Below are 18,460 nucleotides of genomic sequence, written 5' to 3'. Positions count from 1 at the left end.
CGGGCCGCCCCGGCCTACTGGGGGGACACGGCCGGCCGTGCCTTCTCCGCGGGGTACGGACGGAAGAGGCCCTCCTGGACCACGGAGACCAGCAGCCTGCCCTCCAGGTCGTAGATCCGGCCGCGGGCCAGGCCCCGGCCGCCGTGTGCGATGGGTGACTCCTGGTCGTACAGGAACCACTCGTCCGCCCGGAACGGCCGATGGAACCACATGGCGTGGTCCAGGGAGGCCATGTCGAAACCGCGCATGCCCCACAGCGGCTCCACGGGGATGCGCACGGCGTCGAGGAGGGTCATGTCACTGGCGTAGGTGAGGGCGCAGGTGTGCACGAGCGGGTCGTCGCCCAGGGGGCCGACCGCCCGCATCCACACCGCGCTGCGCGGATCGGCGTCCTTGAGCTCCTGCGGGGTCCAGCGGAGCCGGTCCACGTACCGGATGTCGAAGGGCTGGCGGCGGGCCATCCGCTCCAGGGCCTCGGGCAGTGCGCCCAGGTGCTCGCGGATCTCGTCCGCGACCTTCGGGAGCGCGTCCGGGTGCGGGAAGTCGAGGCGGGGAGGCAGCTGGTGCTCGATGCTGCCCTCCTCCGGGTGATGGAAGGAGGCGGTCAGGTTGAAGATGGTCTTGCCCTGCTGGACGGCGGTGACCCGGCGCGTGGTGAAGGAGCGCCCGTCACGCACCCGTTCCACCTGGTACACGATGGGCACCCCGGGAATCCCCGGGCGCAGGAAGTACGCGTGGAGGGAGTGGACGGGGCGGTCGCCCTCGGTGGTCCGGCCTGCCGCGACCAGCGCCTGGCCGGCGACCTGCCCGCCGAACACGCGCTGGAGGGATTCCTGGGGGCTGGCCCCCCGGAAGATGTTGACCTCGATCTGCTCCAGGTCGAGCAGATCGACCAGTCTCTCGGCGGGGTTCGTCATCAGGGGCTCTCCACTGTCGTGTCCGGCGGTGCCGGCGGGCCGGGCGGGGCCGCCCGGCCGGGTGGCGTGCGGGTCGGGGGTTCCCCCGGACGGGGTCCGGGGGAGGTCAGAGCGAGCCGAGCTCGCCGACCGAGGTGACCCGGATGACGGCCCGGCCCTCCTCGTCGGACGCGGCGAGGTCGACCTCGGCGCTGATGCCCCAGCCATGGTCGCCGTTCGGGTCGGCGAAGGTCTGGCGGACGCGCCACAGGCCGTGCGCCGGGTCCTCCTCGATCTGCAGGAGCTTGGGGCCGCGCGCGTCGGGGCCGGTGCCCAGGTCGTCGTACTCGTCCCAGTACCCGTCCATGGCCTCGCCCCAGGCGTCGGCGTCCCAGCCGGAGTCGGCGTCCAGCTCGCCCAGATGGTCGACGTGGTCCAGGGCCGCCAGCTCCACCCGGCGGAACATCGCGTTGCGGACCAGCACGCGGAAGGCGCGGGCGTTGGCCGTGACCGGCTTGACCTGGTCGGCCTTCTCCTGGGCCTGCTCCGCCGTCTCCACCTCCGGGTTCGCCAGCTGCTCCCACTCGTCGAGCAGGCTGGAGTCCACCTGCCGGACCAGCTCGCCCAGCCAGGCGATCAGGTCCTCCAGGTCTTCCGACTTCAGGTCGTCGGGAATGGTGTGGTCGAGGGCCTTGTACGCGCCGGCCAGGTATCGCAGCACGATGCCCTCGGTGCGGGCCAGCTCGTAGAAAGAGGTGAACTCGGTGAAGGTCATCGCCCGCTCGTACATGTCGCGGATGATCGACTTCGGGGAGACGGGGTGGTCGCGGACCCAGGGGTGGCTCTTGCTGTACACGTCGTAGGCGTGGACCAGCAGCTCCTCCAGCGGCTTGGGATAGCTGACCTCCTGGAGCCGCTCCATCCGCTCCTCGTACTCGATCCCGTCCGCCTTCATCGCGCCGACGGCGATGCCGCGCTCCTTGTTCTGCTGGGCCGCGAGGATCTGGCGCGGGTCGTCCAGCGTGGACTCCACCACCGAGACCATGTCCAGCGCGTAGGACGGGGACTCCGGGTCCAGCAGGTCGAAGGAGGCCAGTGCGAAGGTGGACAGCGGCTGGTTCAGCGCGAAGTCCTGCTGGAGGTCGACGGTCAGCCGGATGGTGCGGCCCTCGGCGTCCGGGGTGTCCAGCTTCTCCACGACACCGCCGTCCAGCAGCGACCGGTAGATCGCGATGGCCCGGCGGATGTGCCGCAGCTGCGCCTTGCGCGGCTCGTGGTTGTCCTCCAGCAGGCTGCGCATCGCCTGGAAGGCGTCGCCCGGACGGGCGATCACCGACAGCAGCATGATGTTGGTGACCTTGAAGCGGGAGGTCAGCGGTTCCGGATCGGCGGCGATCAGCTTCTCGAAAGTGGTGTCCGACCAGGCGACGAAGCCTTCGGGAGCCTTCTTCCGGACCACCTTGCGGCGCTTCTTCGGGTCGTCGCCGGCCTTCGCGAGGGCCTTCTCGTTCTCGATGACGTGCTCCGGCGCCTGCGCGACCACGAACCCGGCCGTGTCGAAGCCCGCGCGGCCCGCGCGACCGGCGATCTGGTGGAACTCGCGGGCCCGCAGCGTGCGCACGCGGTTGCCGTCGTACTTGGTGAGCGCGGTGAACAGCACCGTGCGGATGGGGACGTTGACGCCGACGCCGAGGGTGTCGGTACCGCAGATCACCTTCAGGAGGCCGGCCTGGGCCAGCTTCTCCACCAGCCGCCGGTACTTGGGCAGCATGCCCGCGTGGTGCACGCCGATCCCGTGGCGGACGTAGCGGGAGAGGTTCTGGCCGAACTTCGTGGTGAAACGGAAGTTGCCGATCAGCTCCGCGATCTTGTCCTTCTCCTCGCGGGTGCACATGTTGATGCTCATCAGCGACTGCGCCCGCTCGACCGCCTGGGCCTGCGTGAAGTGCACGATGTAGACCGGCGCCTGCCGGGTCTCCAGCAGCTCGGTGATGGTGTCGGTGATCGGCGTGGTCACGTACTCGTACGACAGCGGCACGGGCCGGGTCGCGGAGCGGACCACCGAGGTCGGCCGGCCGGTGCGCCGGGTCAGGTCCTCCTCGAACCGCTTCACGTCGCCGAGCGTCGCCGACATCAGGACGAACTGCGCCTGCGGCAGCTCCAGCAGCGGGATCTGCCAGGCCCAGCCGCGGTCCGGCTCCGCATAGAAGTGGAACTCGTCCATCACGACCTGGCCGATGTCGGCGTACTTGCCGTCGCGCAGGGCGATGGAGGCCAGCACCTCGGCGGTGCAGCAGATCACCGGGGCGTCCGCGTTCACCGAGGCATCGCCGGTGAGCATGCCGACGTTCTCGGTGCCGAAGAGCTTGCACAGGTCGAAGAACTTCTCCGACACCAGCGCCTTGATCGGGGCGGTGTAGAAGGTGACCTTGTCCTGGGCCAGCGCGGTGAAGTGCGCACCCGCCGCCACGAGGCTCTTGCCGGAGCCGGTCGGGGTCGAAAGGATCACGTTCGCGCCCGAGACGACCTCGATCAGCGCCTCCTCCTGCGCCGGGTACAGGGTGATGCCCTGGTCCTCCGCCCACGAGGAGAAAGCCTCGAAGAGGGCATCGGGGTCGGCGGTCGGCGGGAGCTGATCAATGAGGGTCACGCCCCCATCTTGCCTGGCTTCCCGCCGGAAGGGGGAACCGGCGGACGGAAAGAAGATCATCGCCGGTACCCTGGGCCGTCGAGGCGGCCCGACCGAAGACGTCGAAGGGGCCGCGCCACGACAGGACCGGGGCGGGGAACGAGCATGATGGGTCCGGCGCACTCACTGTCCGGGGCGGCGGCCTGGCTGGGGGTGGGCGCCGCGACCGCGGCCGCCGGACACCCGATGCCCTGGCCGGTGCTGGTCGTCGGAGCACTGATCTGCGCCGGCGCGGCTCTCGCCCCCGACCTCGACCACAAGTCGGCGACCATCTCCCGAGCCTTCGGGCCGCTGTCCCGGGGCCTGTGCGAGGTGGTTGACAAGATCTCCTACGCCGTCTACAAGGCGACCCGCTCGCCGCGCGACGCCCGGCGCAGCGGCGGTCACCGCACCCTGACCCACACCTGGCTGTGGGCGGTCCTCATAGGCGCCGGCTCCTCCGCGCTGGCCGTGAGCTTCGACCGCTGGGGCGTGCTGGCGCTCCTCTTCGTCCACCTGGTGCTGGCCGTCGAGGGCCTGCTGTGGCGGGCGGCGCGGATGTCCAGCGACATCCTGGTCTGGCTGCTCGGCGCGACCAGCGCCTGGATCCTGGCCGGAGTCCTCGACCAGCCGGGCAACGGCGCCGGCTGGCTGTTCTCCGGCCCCGGGCAGGAGTACCTGTGGCTCGGCCTGCCGATCCTGCTCGGCGCCCTCGTCCACGACATCGGGGACGCGCTGACCGTCTCCGGCTGCCCGGTCCTGTGGCCCCTGCCGATCAAGGGCAAGCGCTGGTACGCGGTCGGCCCGCCGAAGGCGATGCGCTTCCGGGCGGGCAGCTGGGTGGAGCTGAAGGTCCTCATGCCGGTGTTCATGCTCCTGGGCGGTATCGGCGGCGCCTCGGCCCTGGGCTTCATCTAGCCGGCCCCGGCCCCGGCCCCGGCCCCGGCCCCGGCCCCGGCCCCGGCCCCGGCCCCGGCCCCGGCCCCGGCCCCGGCCCCGGCCCCGGCGCCGCCGGCGCCCCGGTCAGCCGTGCCAGGAGCGCCACAGGGCCGCGTAGGCCCCGTCGGCCGCCACCAGTTCGTCGTGCGAGCCGAGTTCGCTGATCCGGCCGCCCTCGACCACCGCGATCACGTCCGCGTCGTGCGCGGTGTGCAGCCGGTGGGCGATCGCGATGACCGTCCGGCCGTCCAGCACCCGCGCCAGCGACCGCTCCAGATGCCGGGCCGCCCTGGGATCGAGCAGCGAGGTCGCCTCGTCCAGGACCAGCGTGTGCGGGTCCGCCAGCACCAGGCGGGCCAGCGCGATCTGCTGCGCCTGCGCCGGGGTCAGCGCGGTGCCGCCCGAGCCCACCTCCGTGTCCAGCCCCGACTCCAGGGCGCGTGCCCACCCGTCGGCGTCCACCGCGCCCAGCGCCGCCCACAGTTCGCCGTCCTGCGCGCCCGTCCGGGCCAGCCGCAGGTTGTCCCGGAGGGACCCCGTGAAGACGTGGTGCTCCTGGTTGACCAGCGCCACGTGTTCACGCACCCGCTCCGCCGGCATCCGCGACAGCCGCGCCCCGCCGAGCGTGACCTCCCCGGTCCGCGGCGCGTAGATCCCCGCCAGCAGCCGGCCCAGGGTGGACTTGCCCGCGCCCGAAGGGCCGACCAGCGCCATCCGGGTGCCCGGCGGCACGGACATCGACACCCGGTGCAGCACGTCCACGCCCTCCCGGTAGCCGAACCGCACCTCGTCCGCCCGGACGTCCCGGCCTTCCGGGGCCACCGCCCGGTCACCCGCGGCCGGTTCAATCTCGCGCACGCCCACCAGCCGCGCCAGTGACACCTGGGCGATCTGGAGCTCGTCGTACCAGCGCAGGATCAGCCCGATCGGGTCGACCATCATCTGCGCCAGCAGCGCGCCCGTGGTCAGCTGGCCGACCGACATCCAGCCGCGCAGCACGCAGTACCCGCCGATGAGCAGCACCGCTCCGAGGATCGTCACATAGGTGACGTTGACGACGGGGAAGAGCACGGTCCGCAGGAACAGCGTGTACCGCTCCCAGGCCGTCCACTCCTTGATCCGCCGCTCCGACAGGGCGATGCGGCGCCCGCCCAGGCGGTGCGCCTCCACCGTCCGCCCCGCGTCGACCGTCTCCGTCAGCACCGCCGCGACCGCCGCGTACCCGGCGGCCTCCGACCGGTACGCCGAGGGCGCCCGCCGGAAGTACCAGCGGCAGCCGGCGACCAGGACCGGCAGCGCCACCAGCGCGGCCAGCGCCAGCTGGGGCGCGGTCACCGCGAGCGCCCCGTACAGCAGCCCCGCCCAGACCACGCCGATGGCCAGCTGCGGCACGGCCTCGCGCATGGCGTTCGCCAGCCGGTCGATGTCGGTGGTGATCCGCGACAGCAGGTCACCGGTTCCGGCCCGCTCCAGGACACCCGGCGGCAGGCCCACCGACCGCACCAGGAAGTCCTCGCGCAGATCGGCCAGCATCTGCTCGCCGAGCATCGCCCCGCGCAGCCGGACCAGCCGCACGAAACAGGTCTGCACGGCCAGCGCCAGCGCGAACAACAGCGCCACGCGCCCCAGATGGAGCTCCCGCTCCCCGGCCGAAAGCCCGTCCACCACCCGCCCCAGCAGGTACGGGCCGGTCATGGAGGCGACCACCGCGACCGCGTTGACCGCCACCAGCGCCGTGAAGGCCCGCCGGTGCCGCCGCAGCAGTTCGCGCACATAGCCCCGTACGGTCGCCGACGTGCCCACGGGCAGGGTCGCGGCCGTCTCGGGGCCCGCCGGATCGTACTCGGGCGGCGCCACGCCGATCATGCGGACTCCTCGATCTCTGTGAGCTCCCCGGCGGGTTCCGCGACCCGCCCCTGTTCCGCGACCCGCGCCTGTTCCGCGGCCCGCCCCTGTTCCCCGTCCGTCTCCCGCGTGACGACCGCCCGGTAGCGGGGTTCGCCGCGCAGCAGCTCGCGGTGGGTGCCCGCCGCCACGGCCCGGCCCTCGTGCACCAGCACCACCCGGTCGGCCCGGTCCAGCAGCAGGGGCGAGGACGCCAGCACCACGGTGGTGCGCCCGGTGCGCAAGGAGGCCACCCCGTCCGCGATCCGCGCCTCGGTGTGCGCGTCCACCGCCGAGGTCGGCTCGTCCAGCACCAGCACCTCCGGGTCGGTGACCAGCGACCGCGCCAGTGCGAGCCGCTGGCGCTGCCCGCCGGACAGGGACCGCCCGCGCTCGGTGATCCGGGCGTCCATCGCGTCGCCCACCCCGTCGGGAGCCGCCTGGAGCAGCGCGTCCAGGACGTCCCCGCACTGCGCCGCCGCCAGCGCCTGAGGCGCTGGGACGGCGCCCGACGCAGGCACGTCGAACAGCTCGCGCAGGGTCCCGGACAGCAGCACCGGATCCTTGTCCTGCACGAGGACCAGCCCGCGCGCCGCGTCCAGCGCGAGATCGTCCAGCGCGACCCCGCCGAGCAGCACCGACGGCGGCGCGGCGCCCGGGCCGTCCCCGGCCTGGACGGCGTGCCCGCCCAGCCGCTCCGCGAGCCGGCCCGCCGCGTCCGGGTCCCCGCACACCACCGCCGTGAACCGCCCGGCCGGGGCCAGTAGTCCCGTCGCCGGGTCGTACAGGTCCCCGCCCGGAGCAGGCGCCTCCACCGGCTCCGCGGCGGCGGGTTGCGGTGCCCCGTCCGTACGCGTCAGGGACAGCACCCGGGCCGCCCGCTCGGCGGAGGGCCGGGAGAAGGAGTACGCCATCGCGATCTCCTCGAAGTGCCTCAGCGGATACAGCATCGTGGCCACCGCGCTGAAGGCGGCGACGAGTTCACCCACCGCCAGCCGTCCGTCCAGGACGAGCACGGAGCCGTACCAGACCACGGCGACCATCAGCGCGCCCGGCAACAGCACCTGGACCGCGGCGATCAGCGCCCACATCCGGGCGCTGCGCACCGCCGCCCTGCGGACCTCCTGCGAGGCGTCGCGGTAGCGGTCGAGGAAGAGCTCCTCGCCGCCGATGCCGCGCAGCACCCGCAGGCCCGCCACGGTGTCGGAGGCCAGCTCGGTGGCCTTGCCCGCCTTCTCGCGCTGGACGTCGGCACGCCGCGTGGCCCGCGGCAGCAGCGGCAGCACGGACAGGGCGAGCACCGGGACACCGGCCGCGACGACCACCCCGATGGAGGGTGCGTAGAACAGCAGCCCGACGCAGATGGCGACGACGGCGAAGGCCGCGGCGAGGAAGCGGGAGACGGCCTCGACGAACCAGCCGATCTTCTCCACGTCCCCGGTGGACACCGCCACCACCTCACCCGCCGCGACCCGGCGGGTGAGGGCGGAGCCCAGCTCGGCCGTCTTGCGGGCGAGCAGCTGCTGCACCCGCGCGGCGGCGGTGATCCAGTTGGTGACGGCCGTGCGGTGGAGCATGGCGTCCCCGGCCGCGATGGCGGCGCCGACGAGCAGGAGCACGCCGCCGACCAGCAGCAGCCGTCCGCCGTCGCGGTCGACGGCCGCCTCGACGCCCAGGCCGACCGCGTACGGCAGCCCGGCGATACCGCAGAAGTGCAGCAGCCCCCAGGCCAGGCTGCGGGCCTGCCCGCCGAGTTGGCCCCGCCCCAGCCACCACAGGAAACGCGGACCGGAGCGGGCGTCGGGTACTCCGGGATCCGGATACGGAAGGTCGCTGATCTGCATGACGCCCCATCACGGCTCGGTGAGTGCAAACCACGCAAGGTTCGCCTTCCGGTCGTCCCCCCGGCAATCGAATTTTCCGGGCGGGGGGAGCCGCCCGCGCACGCCCCGGAGGCCCGGGGGCGTGCGTCGCGCGAAGGCGTGAGCGGAGCGCGCGGAACGGTTCAGGGCCGGGTGGCGCGCTCCAGTTCGAGCAGCACCGAGGCGTAGGCGTGCCCGGTGGCCCGTTCCATGCCCACCTCGCACATCCGGTTCGCCGACAGGTACGCGTCGAACGGCCGCGCCGTCACCTCCGCCGCCTCCCGCCGCGTCGCCGAGGCCGTGAGCTCGGGGTGCAGCATCCCCCGGTCGCCCGCGAAGGCACAGCAGCCCGCGTCGTCCGGGACCACCACCTCCTCCGCGCAGGCCCCGGCGACCGCACGCAGCTGCTCCTCGTCCCCCAGGTGGCGCATCGAGCAGGTGGGGTGGAGGACCGCCGACCCGATCTTGCGCCGGACCTCCAGGTGCGGCAGCAGCTCCTCGGCGGCCCACACGACGGAGTCCACGATCCGCAGCTCCGCGTGCAGGGCCCGGTTGTCCTCACCGAGGTACGGGACCACCTCCCGGGCGAGGCCGAGGGCGCAGGAGGAAGCGTCCACCACCAGCGGGAGCCGGCCCCCGGCGGTCCATCCCCAGGCGGCCTCCGTGACCCGGTTCGCCATCAGCCGGTTGCCGGCCTCGTACCCCTTGGAGTGCCAGATCGTCGCGCAGCAGGTGCCGTACACGTCGCGCGGGATCCACACCGGCCGCCCGGCCCGCTCCGACAGGGCGACCACCGCCTCGGGCAGCGAGGGCCCGGGACGGTCCGCGGGCCCGCCGAAGATCCGGTTGACGCAGGCCGGGTAGTACACGGCGGCCGCGCCCACCCGCCGGGTCGGCGGCAGCCGCCGCGCCGCGGCCCCGGGCAGCCGCGGCAGCCACTGCGGCACCAGGTCGGGGCGCACCACCCGGCGCGCGGCCCGGGTGAGGGCGGCCGGCACCCGGTCGCCTGCCCGGTCGGCGACGGCCACCGCGAGCCGGGCGGCGGCCTCGACGGCACGGAACCGCTCGGCGGCCAGGGCGGCGGCGCGCTCCTCGCGCGGGCCGTGCCGCCGGTGGCGGAACTCCCGCATCAACGCGCCGGTGTCGATGCCGACGGGACAGGCGAGCTTGCAGGTGGAGTCGCCCGCGCAGGTGTCGACGGCGTCGTGGCCGTAGGCGTCGAGCAGCGCCCCGAGGACCGGGGAGCCGGGCGGCTGGCGCACCATCTCGCGGCGCAGCACGATGCGCTGGCGCGGACTGGTCGTCAGGTCCGCGCTGGGGCAAGCCGGTTCGCAGAACCCGCACTCGATGCAGGGGTCGGCCTCCGCCTCCACCCGCGGGATGGTCTTCAGGCCGCGCAGGTGTCCTCGCGGGTCGCGGTCGAGGAGGATCCGCGGGGCGAGGATGCCCTCCGGGTCGATCAGCCGCTTGGTGCGCCACATGAGGTCGGTGGCCCGGGGTCCCCACTCCAGCTCCAGGAAGGGGGCCATGTTGCGGCCGGTGGAGTGCTCGGCCTTCAGCGAGCCGTCGAACCGTTCCACGGTGAGCCGGCAGAAGGCCTCCATGAAGGCCGCGTACCGGTCGACGTCCCCGGGCCTGGAGGCGTCGAAGGCCAGCAGGAAGTGCAGGTTGCCGTGGGCGGCGTGCCCGGCGACGGCCGCGTCGAAGCCGTGCTCCGCCTGGAGCGCCAGGAGCGCCTCGCAGGCCTCGGCCAGCCGTGACGGGGGTACGGCGAAGTCCTCGGTGATCAGGGTGGTGCCCGGCGGCCGGGCTCCGCCGACGGCGGTGACGAAGGCCTTGCGGGCCTTCCAGTAACCGGCGATGACGGCCGGGTCGGCGGTGAAGGCGTTGGTGACGGAGGCGACCGGCGCCACCAGCTCCAGCCGGGGCAGGACGGCGGCGGCCCGGCGCTCGTGCGCGGCGCGCCCGGCGGCGTCGGGGGCGCGGAACTCCACCAGCAGGGCGGCGGTGTCCCTGGGCAGCTCCGCCCAGTCGGCGGGCACCCCCTCGACGCTCACCGAGGCGCGCAGGGTGTTGCCGTCCATCAGCTCCACGGCCAGGGCGCCGGCCTCGTTGAACAGCGGGACGGCGGCGGCCGCGGCCGGGAGGGAGGGGAAGAAGAGCAGGGCGCTGGTGAGTTCGCGGTCGAGGGGCAGGGTGTCGAAGACGACCTCGGCGATGAAGCCGAGGGTGCCCTCGGAGCCGACCGCCAGCCCGCGCAGGATCTCCACGGGCGTGGTGCCGTCCAGGTAGGCGTCGAGCCGGTAGCCGGTGGTGTTCTTGATCTCGTACTTGGCCCGGATCCGCGCCACGAGGGCCGGGTCCGCCTCGATCTCCCGCTTGAGCTCCATCAGCCCCCGGCACAGGGCCGGCTCGGCGCGGGCCAGCTCCTCGTCGGCGAGCGGGTCGGCGGTGTCCACCACGGTGCCGGTCGGCAGGACGAAGGTGAGGGAGGACAGCGTGCGGTACGCGTTCCTCGTCGTGCCGGCGGTCATCCCGGAGGAGTTGTTGGCGACGACCCCGCCGAGGGTGCAGGCGACGGCGCTGGCCGGGTCGGGGCCCAGGACCCGGCCGTGGCGGGCGAGGGCGGCATTGGCCCGGAAGACGGTGGTGCCGGGCCGGATCCGGGCGCGGCGGCCTCCGTCGAGGACCTCGACAGCCCGCCAGTGGCGGCGCACGTCGACGAGGATGTCCTCGCCCTGCGCCTGGCCGTTGAGGGAGGTTCCGGCGGCGCGGAAGACCACCTCGCGCTGCCTGCCGTGGGCGTAGGAGAGGACCGCGGAGATGTCGTCGATGTCCTCGGCGACCACCACGACCTGGGGGACGAAACGGTACGGGGAGGCATCGGTGGCGTAGCGGACGAGGTCGGAGACCTCCCAGAGCACCTTCTCGGCGCCGAGCAGCGCCGTCAGCTCCTCGCGCAGGGTCCGCGGGGTGCCGGCGGCCGTCCGGTCGGGGACGCGGTCGGGTGCGGGGGCGCCGGGGCGGGCCGGGCGCAGGGCGCCCGGCTTCGGTTCGAGCAGCGGCATGTGCGACCCCTTGTCCGTGTGGTCGCCCGGCCCGCCGCCCCCGGCGCCCCTCAGCGGGACCGTTTCAGCAGCGGCGCTCCGCCGGGACGTCCGTGAGCGCGTTGAGGAGACCTCCGAGCACCTCGCGCTGTCCGGCGGTCAACGGAGCCAGGATCTCCTCTGCCGCGTCGGTCCGCGCGTTGCGCAGACGGCGCAGCGTGGCGCGGCCGGTTTCGGTGAGCTCGATCCGGATCACGCGCCGGTTCGCGGGGTCGGGCGCGCGGCGCACGCAGCCGGCCGCCTCCAGAGCGTCGACCAGGGTCGTCACGGCACGGGGCACCACCTCAAGGCGCGTGGCCAGATCGGCCATTCGGGGCGGTGCGCCGTCCGCGTAGTGCGCCACGATCCGCAGCAGCCGGCCCTGGGCCGGGGTGATCCCGAGCGGCTCCATGTACCGCTTCTGGATCCGGTGGAGCCGGCGCGTGAGGCGCAGCAGCTGCTCGGCGAGGACGCCGTCGGTCGAATCGCGGGTGTCGGTCTCGGAACCGGTGCTCATACTGGGAAACACTAGCAGGACCGGATTCATTGTGAGCATAGGTAACAATGAGCTAGGCTCAGTGGAGTCCCCGGCGAAAGGAGGCCCATGCACAGCGACGAGCCGAAGTGGACCCCGTCGAACGAAGCCCTCGACCCCAGCCGCCCTGCCCCCGCCGACCGGCCGCGCGAGCTGCGCCGCATCCTCGGCCTGTTCCGGCCCTACCGCGGCCGCCTCGCCGTCGTCGGCGCCCTGGTCGGCGCCTCCTCCCTGGTCGGCGTCGCCTCGCCGTTCCTGCTCAAGGAGATCCTGGACGTCGCGATCCCCCAGGGCCGGACCGGGCTGCTCAGCCTGCTGGCGCTCGGCATGATCCTGACCGCGGTCGTGACCAGCGTCTTCGGCGTGCTCCAGACCCTCATCTCCACCACGGTCGGCCAGCGCGTCATGCACGACCTGCGCACCGCGGTCTACGCCCAGCTCCAGCGGATGCCGCTGGCCTTCTTCACCCGCACCCGCACCGGCGAGGTGCAGTCCCGCATAGCCAACGACATCGGCGGCATGCAGGCGACGGTCACCTCGACCGCGACCTCCCTCGTGTCGAACCTGACCGCCGTCATCGCCTCCGTCGTCGCGATGCTCGCCCTCGACTGGCGGCTCACCCTCGTCTCCCTGCTCCTGCTGCCCCTCTTCGTGTGGATCAGCCGCCGCGTCGGCCGCGAGCGCAAGAAGATCACCACGAAGCGGCAGAAGCAGATGGCCGCCATGGCCGCCACGGTCACCGAGTCGCTGTCCGTCAGCGGCATCCTGCTCGGCCGCACCATGGGCCGCTCCGAATCCCTCACCGCCGCCTTCGCCGAGGAGTCGGAGAAGCTGGTCGGCCTCGAGGTCCGCGCCAGCATGGCCGGGCGCTGGCGCATGTCCACCATCGGCATCGTGATGGCGGCCATGCCCGCGCTCATCTACTGGGCCGCGGGCATCGCCCTCCAGACCGGCGCCCCCTCGCTCTCCGTCGGTACCCTCGTCGCCTTCGTCACCCTCCAGCAGGGGCTGTTCCGGCCCGCCGTGAGCCTGCTGTCGACCGGCGTGCAGATCCAGACCTCGCTCGCCCTCTTCGCCCGGATCTTCGAGTACCTCGACCTGCCGGTGGACATCACCGAGCGGGAGGACCCGGTCCGGCTGGGCCGGGCCAAGGGCGAGGTCCGCCTGGAGGACGTGCACTTCGCCTACGAGGCCAAGAGCGGACCCACCCTCACCGGCATCGACATCACCGTCCCGGCAGGCGGCTCCCTGGCCGTGGTCGGTCCGACCGGCTCCGGCAAGAGCACCCTCAGCTACCTGGTGCCCCGGCTCTACGACGTGACCGGCGGCCGGGTCGCCCTCGACGGGGTGGACGTACGCGACCTGGACTTCGACTCGCTGGCCCGCTCCATAGGCGTGGTCTCCCAGGAGACCTACCTCTTCCACGCCTCGGTCGCCGACAACCTGCGCTTCGCCAAGCCGGACGCCACGGACGAGGAGATCACCGAGGCGGCCCGCGCGGCGCAGATCCACGACCACATCGCCTCCCTCCCCGACGGGTACGACACCCTCGTCGGCGAGCGCGGCTACCGCTTCTCCGGAGGCGAGAAGCAGCGCCTGGCCATCGCGCGCACCATCCTGCGCGACCCGCCGGTGCTCATCCTCGACGAGGCCACCAGCGCCCTCGACACCCGCACCGAGCACGCCGTACAGCGGGCCATCGACAACCTCTCCCGGGGCCGCACCACCATCACCATCGCGCACCGCCTCTCCACCATCCGGGACGCCGACCAGATCGTGGTCCTGGACGGTGGCCGCATAGCCGAGCGCGGTACGCACGACGAACTCCTGGGGGCGGGCGGCCGCTACGCCGCACTGGTTCGCCGGGACCGGGACGCCGCCGCCCATGGCCCCCAGCGGGCGCAGGCCTCCGGACGGGACCAGGACCGGGACGCGGACGCCGCACCGACTCCTGTGAACGTGTGATCGTATGACCGGAACGGGGTGGAATGCCGGGAACCTCATGAGATGAGCGCTAGCGTGCCGGTATGCCTCATGCGTACCAGCCGCCGCAGCGCCGCTCCCGGCTCACCCGCCGAGGCCGCCTGCTGCTCCTGTTCACCGCCCTGCTCGGAATCGGGCTCGGGGTGACGTTCCTCGGCCCCCTGCTGTCCCGTACGGAAACCCCCGAGAAGCCGCGCCACCTGCTGATCCCCGAGGGCTGGCGTGCCCCGCAGGTCTACGCGGCCATCGACAAGGAGCTCCGCCTCCCCGCGGGGACCACCGCGTCCTCCGTCGCCACGGCCGGACTGCCCCTGCCCCCCGAGGCCCACGGCAACCCGGAGGGCTACCTGTTCCCGGCCACGTACCCGGTGACCTCGAAGTCCACCCCGGGCGCCCTGCTCGCGACCATGGTGCAGACGGCGAACCAGAAGCTCGCCACCAAGGCGGTCGCCGACGGCGGCCGGGCCCACGGCATGACCCCGTACCAGACGGCCACCCTCGCCAGCATCATCGAGGCCGAGGCCGACAATCCGGCGGACATGGGCAAGGTCGCCCGGGTGGTCCACAACCGGCTCGCGAAGTCGATGCCGCTCCAGATGGACTCCACCCTCAACTACGCCCTGAACCGCAACACCGTGGACACCAAGGCCGGCGACACCCGGATCGACCACCCCTTCAACACCTACGAGCGCCAGGGCCTGCCGCCCACGCCCATCGACAGCCCCGGCCTCCAGGCGATGGCGGCGGCGGTCGCGCCGACCCCCGGGGACTGGCTGTTCTTCGTCACCGTGAAGCCCGGCGACACCCGCTTCTCGGCCACCTACGAGGAACACCGCAAGCACGTGGCGGAGTTCAACCGTCTCCGGGCGGCGGCGGCCGCCACCCCCACCGCCCCGGCACCCGGGAAGCAGGCCCGCGCCCAGGCCGGCCCCCCGCCCAAGGCCGCCTCCCCGGCCGCCCCCGTGAAATAGGAGGCGCCCCGGCCCCGAGCCGGGGGACGCGCCGGGCCTGACGGCGCCCGCCGCCGGGTGGTCACAGCACGGCCGGCACCGCCGGCCCCCGGGCCAGCAGACGGCGGATCTCCCGGACGGCGGCCCCGCCCGCCCGGTTGGCGCCGATGGTCGACGCCGAGGGGCCGTAGCCGACCAGGTGGACGCGCTCGTCGCGCACCGCCCTCGTCCCGTCGAGCCGTATCCCGCCGCCCCGCTCGCGCAGCCCCAGCGGGGCCAGGTGGTCCACGGCGGGCCGGAAGCCGGTGGCCCACAGGATCACGTCCGCCTCCACCCGCCGCCCGTCCGCCCAGAGGGCCCCGGACGCGGTGATGCGGTCGAAGACGGGCAGCCGGTCCAGGACCCCGGAGTCCAGCCCGGCCCGTACGGCCTCGTTCAGAGGCAGCCCGGTCACGCTGACCACGCTCTGCGGCGGCAGTCCCCGGCGCACCCGCTGCTCCACCAGCGCCACCGCCGCCCGGCCCTCGGCCTCCCCGAACCCGCCGTCGCGGAACACCGGGGGCCTGCGGGTCACCCAGGTGGTCTCCGCCGCCACCTCGGAGACCTCCAGCAGGTGCTGCACCGCCGACGTGCCCCCGCCGACCACGATCACCCGGGCCCCGGCGAACTCCTGCGGCCCCGGGTAGTTCGCGGTGTGCAGCTGCCGCCCCCGGAACAGCTCCTGGCCCGGGTAGCGCGGCCAGAACGGCCGGTCCCAGGTCCCGGTGGCGTTGACCAGCGCCCGCGCCGACCAGTTCCCGGACGCCGACTCCACCAGCAGCCGCCCGCCGCCGCCCTCGCGTACGGCCTTCACGTCCACGGGTCGCCGCACGCGCAGCCCGAACCGCTCCTCGTAGGCCGCGAAGTACTCCCCGATCACCTCGGAGGAGGGGCGCAGCGGATCGGCACCCGTGAGCTCCATGCCGGGCAGCGCGTGCATCCCGTGTACCTTGCCGTAGGTGAGCGAGGGCCACCGGAACTGCCAGGCCCCGCCCGGCCGCGGGGAGTGGTCGAGCACCACGTGCCCGATCCCGGCCCGGGCCAGGTGGTGGGCACTGGACAGCCCGGCCTGCCCGGCCCCGACGACCACCACGTCCACGTCCACCGCGTCCCGCACCATTTCGTTCACGGTTCTACCAACTCGCGGGGCGTGCGGGATCTTCCCCCCAGGGAGCTCAGGCCGCGGCCGGCGACGACAGGGAGCGCAGCTGCGCCAGCCGGAGCCGGGTCTCCTCGTCCAGCGGGACGAAGGTCGTCAGGCGGGGGCCGGCCGCCGGGCCCAGCCAGAGGCTGGTGTGTTCCAGCCGGAGCAGGCCCACATGGGCGTTGCGGACGTACTTCTTGTTGCTGCCCAGTCCGACCACCTCGTGGCGCGCCCAGATCTCCCGGAACTCCGGCGAGGCCGCCTCCAGCCGGGCCAGCAGGGCCTTCCAGGCCGGTTCGGCCAGGTGGCCGGCCATCGAGGCGCGGAACTTGGCGGCCAGCATCCGGTTCACGTCCGGCATGTCGGCCAGCGAGGCACGCCACTCGGGGTTGGTGAAGGCCAGCCACAGGCAGTTGCGGTCCTCGCGCGGGAGCCGGTCCAGGTCGCACAGGAGCCGGGCGTAGGTGGCGTTGTAGGCGAGGATGTCGTAGCGGCTGTTCTGCACGCACGCCGGGATCGGGTCCAGCTGGTCGAGCATGGCCCGCAGCGCCGGGGTCACGCTCGGGCACCGGGTGTCCGGCGCCGGGTCGGTGCTGTCCGCCAGGGCGAACAGGTGTGCCCGCTCGGTGGAGTCCAGCAGCAGGGCGCGCGCCAGAGCGTCCAGGACCTGCGGGGACACCTGGATCTCGCGGGCCTGCTCCAGCCAGGTGTACCAGGTGACGCCCACGGCGGAGAGCTGGGCGACCTCCTCGCGGCGCAGCCCGGGCGTGCGCCTGCGGCGGCCGCGGACCAGCCCCACCTGCTCGGGGGTGATCCGCTCGCGGCGGCTGCGCAGGAAGTCGGCCAGCTCGTGCCGGCGCAGGTCGCTCTGGGGGGCCACAGTGGTCATGGGTCCAGCGTGCCGCATCGCGCAGCCGGCTTCCAGGTACTGCGAGTACCAGGATAAGCAGACTCTGGTACCAGGCTGAGCGGTGGAGGATCGTCTCTTCCGTGACCGAAACGACCATACGAACGCCGCACCGTCCGTCCCTGACGACCTCCGCCTCCGCCCCGGCCCGCGAGTCCGGGGGGATCTCGCCGCTCGGGCTGTTCACCGTGCTGCTCGGCGCGGCCCTGCCGCTGATCGACTTCTTCATCGTCAACGTGGCGCTGCCCGCCATCGACTCCGACCTCGCCGCCGGTCCGGCCATGCTGGAGCTGGTCGTCGGCGGCTACGGCGTCGCCTACTCCGTGCTGCTGGTACTGGGCGGCCGCCTCGGCGACACGGCCGGCCGGCGCCGGCTGTTCCTCGCCGGCATGGCCGCCTTCGGCGTCACCTCCCTCGCCTGCGGCCTGGCCCCCACCGCCTGGACGCTGGTCGGCGCCCGGGTGGCCCAGGGCGCCGCGGCCGCACTGATGCTGCCGCAGGTGCTCGCCACCATCCAGGCCACCACCCAGGGCCCGCGCCGGGCCCGGGCGATGAGCCTGTACGGGGCCACCGCCGGACTGTCGATGGTCGCCGGGCAGATCCTCGGCGGGATCCTGGTCGCCGCGGACGTCGCCGGCTCCGGGTGGCGTTCGGTGTTCCTGGTCAACGTGCCGGTCGTGCTGGTCGGGCTGGTCCTCACCGTCCGGGCCGTACCGGAGACCCGTTCCGACCGCCCGGCCTCGGTGGACGTGCCCGGAACGCTGCTGCTGGGCCTGACGCTCGTGTCCGTGCTGCTCCCGCTGACGGAGGGCCGCGCGGCCGGATGGCCGCTGTGGACCTGGGTGTCGCTGGGCGTCTCCCCGCTGGCCGCCGTGGCCTTCTACCTGACCGAGCGCCGCGCCGACCGCCTCGGGCGGACCCCGCTCGTGCCGCCGAGCCTGCTGCGCCTGGTGTCGCTGCGGCGCGGACTGGTGATGCTGCTGCCGTTCTCGATCGGCTTCAGCGGGTTCATGTTCGCCTTCGCCGTCGCGCTCCAGCAGGGACTGCGCCTGGGCCCGGTGTCGGCCGGGCTCGCCCTGGTGCCGCTGGCCCTCGGCTTCTTCGCGGCCTCGCTCGCCGGCCCCCGGCTGGTCGGGCGCTTCGGCAGCCGGGTCGTCACCGCCGGGGCGCTGATCCAGGCCGCCGGGATCGGCCTGCTGCTGGTGACCGTCTGGCGCGGCTGGCCCGGCCTCGGGCTCGCGGCCCTCGCCCCCGGGATGGCCGTCGCCGGCGTGGGCCAGGGCCTCCAGCTGCCGGTGCTGATGCGGCTGATGCTCTCGGACGTCCCGGCGGACCGGGCCGGAGTGGGCAGCGGGGTCATGGTCACCACCCAGCAGTCCTCGCTCGCCCTGGGCGTGGCGACCGTCGGCAGCCTCTTCCTCGCACTGGCCGCCTCGGCCGGCCTGCGGGACGCCCTCGCCACGACCCTGCTGGTCCAGCTCGGGCTGATCGCCCTGACCGCGCTGCTCAGCCTCCGCCTGCCGCGCGTCATGGGCTGAGCAACGTCTCCGGGCCACCGCCGGACGGC

The 18,460-nt window shown here is 73.7% G+C and carries 12 protein-coding genes; 4 read left to right on the top strand and 8 right to left on the bottom strand.

The annotated features are described in order from the left end of the window. Positions 1 to 14: 14 nt before the first annotated feature. Complete coding sequence (locus BX286_RS06115) at positions 15 to 917, bottom strand: acyl-CoA thioesterase II (RefSeq protein ID WP_079424470.1); 903 nt, start codon at positions 915 to 917, stop codon at positions 15 to 17. Between the two features lie 106 nt (positions 918 to 1,023). Continuing rightward, entirely contained in the window at positions 1,024 to 3,606 is a 2,583-nt protein-coding gene (locus tag BX286_RS06110) for an RNA helicase (RefSeq protein ID WP_121014692.1), read from the bottom strand. 84 nt (positions 3,607 to 3,690) lie between these two features. On the opposite strand from BX286_RS06110, the gene BX286_RS06105 reads away from it, so the two are divergent. Continuing rightward, positions 3,691 to 4,482, top strand: coding sequence for a metal-dependent hydrolase (locus BX286_RS06105; protein ID WP_100865261.1), 792 nt, complete (start codon positions 3,691 to 3,693; stop codon positions 4,480 to 4,482). A gap of 105 nt (positions 4,483 to 4,587) precedes the next feature. On the opposite strand, the gene BX286_RS06100 is transcribed toward BX286_RS06105, so the two are convergent. The 4 genes from BX286_RS06100 to BX286_RS06085 form a co-directional block, all read right to left on the bottom strand. Continuing rightward, positions 4,588 to 6,369 carry an ABC transporter ATP-binding protein gene (locus BX286_RS06100; protein WP_121014691.1) on the bottom strand — a complete coding sequence of 594 codons (1,782 nt, stop codon included), beginning with the start codon at positions 6,367 to 6,369 and terminating at the stop codon, positions 4,588 to 4,590. Beyond that, positions 6,366 to 8,231 (bottom strand): ABC transporter ATP-binding protein, encoded by a 1,866-nt coding sequence (locus BX286_RS06095; RefSeq protein ID WP_121014690.1) that lies wholly within the window; start codon positions 8,229 to 8,231, stop codon positions 6,366 to 6,368. Before BX286_RS06095 ends, BX286_RS06100 begins: the two co-directional genes overlap by 4 nt. A 161-nt stretch (positions 8,232 to 8,392) precedes the next feature. After that, positions 8,393 to 11,317 (bottom strand): FAD-binding and (Fe-S)-binding domain-containing protein, encoded by a 2,925-nt coding sequence (locus BX286_RS06090; RefSeq protein ID WP_079424461.1) that lies wholly within the window; start codon positions 11,315 to 11,317, stop codon positions 8,393 to 8,395. Positions 11,318 to 11,381: 64 nt separating this feature from the next. Further along, entirely contained in the window at positions 11,382 to 11,852 is a 471-nt protein-coding gene (locus BX286_RS06085; RefSeq protein ID WP_079424460.1) for a MarR family winged helix-turn-helix transcriptional regulator, read from the bottom strand. 87 nt (positions 11,853 to 11,939) lie between these two features. Here BX286_RS06085 and BX286_RS06080 point away from each other — a divergent pair, with 87 nt between their 5' ends. Together BX286_RS06080 and mltG are read left to right on the top strand one after the other, a co-directional pair. Continuing rightward, positions 11,940 to 13,835, top strand: a complete 1,896-nt coding sequence (locus BX286_RS06080; RefSeq protein WP_261993371.1) for an ABC transporter ATP-binding protein — start codon at positions 11,940 to 11,942, stop codon at positions 13,833 to 13,835. A 62-nt stretch (positions 13,836 to 13,897) separates the two neighbouring features. Continuing rightward, positions 13,898 to 14,824 carry an endolytic transglycosylase MltG gene (gene mltG, locus BX286_RS06075; RefSeq protein WP_079424457.1) on the top strand — a complete coding sequence of 309 codons (927 nt, stop codon included), beginning with the start codon at positions 13,898 to 13,900 and terminating at the stop codon, positions 14,822 to 14,824. 61 nt (positions 14,825 to 14,885) lie between these two features. Here mltG and BX286_RS06070 read toward each other — a convergent pair whose 3' ends face one another. Continuing rightward, entirely contained in the window at positions 14,886 to 15,962 is a 1,077-nt protein-coding gene (locus BX286_RS06070) for an FAD-dependent oxidoreductase (RefSeq protein ID WP_079424455.1), read from the bottom strand. Between the two features lie 55 nt (positions 15,963 to 16,017). Continuing rightward, positions 16,018 to 16,875, bottom strand: a complete 858-nt coding sequence (locus BX286_RS06065) for a helix-turn-helix domain-containing protein (protein ID WP_100865265.1) — start codon at positions 16,873 to 16,875, stop codon at positions 16,018 to 16,020. 101 nt (positions 16,876 to 16,976) lie between these two features. On the opposite strand from BX286_RS06065, the gene BX286_RS06060 reads away from it, so the two are divergent. After that, positions 16,977 to 18,431, top strand: coding sequence for an MFS transporter (locus BX286_RS06060; protein ID WP_121014689.1), 1,455 nt, complete (start codon positions 16,977 to 16,979; stop codon positions 18,429 to 18,431). Positions 18,432 to 18,460: the final 29 nt, after the last annotated feature.

This window comes from Streptomyces sp. 3211.6, assembly GCF_003634815.1.
Classification (GTDB): domain Bacteria; phylum Actinomycetota; class Actinomycetes; order Streptomycetales; family Streptomycetaceae; genus Streptomyces; species Streptomyces katrae_A.
The sequence above is the reverse complement of the archived record's forward strand: the minus strand, read 5'-3'. Positions and strand labels throughout refer to the sequence as shown.

Bases quoted from the DNA above. Each gene is read 5' to 3' on its own strand.
- BX286_RS06085 (WP_079424460.1), bottom strand. From the start codon at position 11,852: ATGAGCACCGGTTCCGAGACCGACACCCGCGATTCGACCGACGGCGTC.
- BX286_RS06105 (WP_100865261.1), top strand. From the start codon at position 3,691: ATGATGGGTCCGGCGCACTCACTGTCCGGGGCGGCGGCCTGGCTGGGG.
- BX286_RS06090 (WP_079424461.1), bottom strand. From the start codon at position 11,317: ATGCCGCTGCTCGAACCGAAGCCGGGCGCCCTGCGCCCGGCCCGCCCC.
- BX286_RS06110 (WP_121014692.1), bottom strand. From the start codon at position 3,606: ATGATCTTCTTTCCGTCCGCCGGTTCCCCCTTCCGGCGGGAAGCCAGG.
- mltG (WP_079424457.1), top strand. From the start codon at position 13,898: ATGCCTCATGCGTACCAGCCGCCGCAGCGCCGCTCCCGGCTCACCCGC.
- BX286_RS06070 (WP_079424455.1), bottom strand. From the start codon at position 15,962: ATGGTGCGGGACGCGGTGGACGTGGACGTGGTGGTCGTCGGGGCCGGG.
- BX286_RS06100 (WP_121014691.1), bottom strand. From the start codon at position 6,369: ATGATCGGCGTGGCGCCGCCCGAGTACGATCCGGCGGGCCCCGAGACG.
- BX286_RS06095 (WP_121014690.1), bottom strand. From the start codon at position 8,231: ATGCAGATCAGCGACCTTCCGTATCCGGATCCCGGAGTACCCGACGCC.
- BX286_RS06065 (WP_100865265.1), bottom strand. From the start codon at position 16,875: ATGACCACTGTGGCCCCCCAGAGCGACCTGCGCCGGCACGAGCTGGCC.
- BX286_RS06115 (WP_079424470.1), bottom strand. From the start codon at position 917: ATGACGAACCCCGCCGAGAGACTGGTCGATCTGCTCGACCTGGAGCAG.
- BX286_RS06080 (WP_261993371.1), top strand. From the start codon at position 11,940: ATGCACAGCGACGAGCCGAAGTGGACCCCGTCGAACGAAGCCCTCGAC.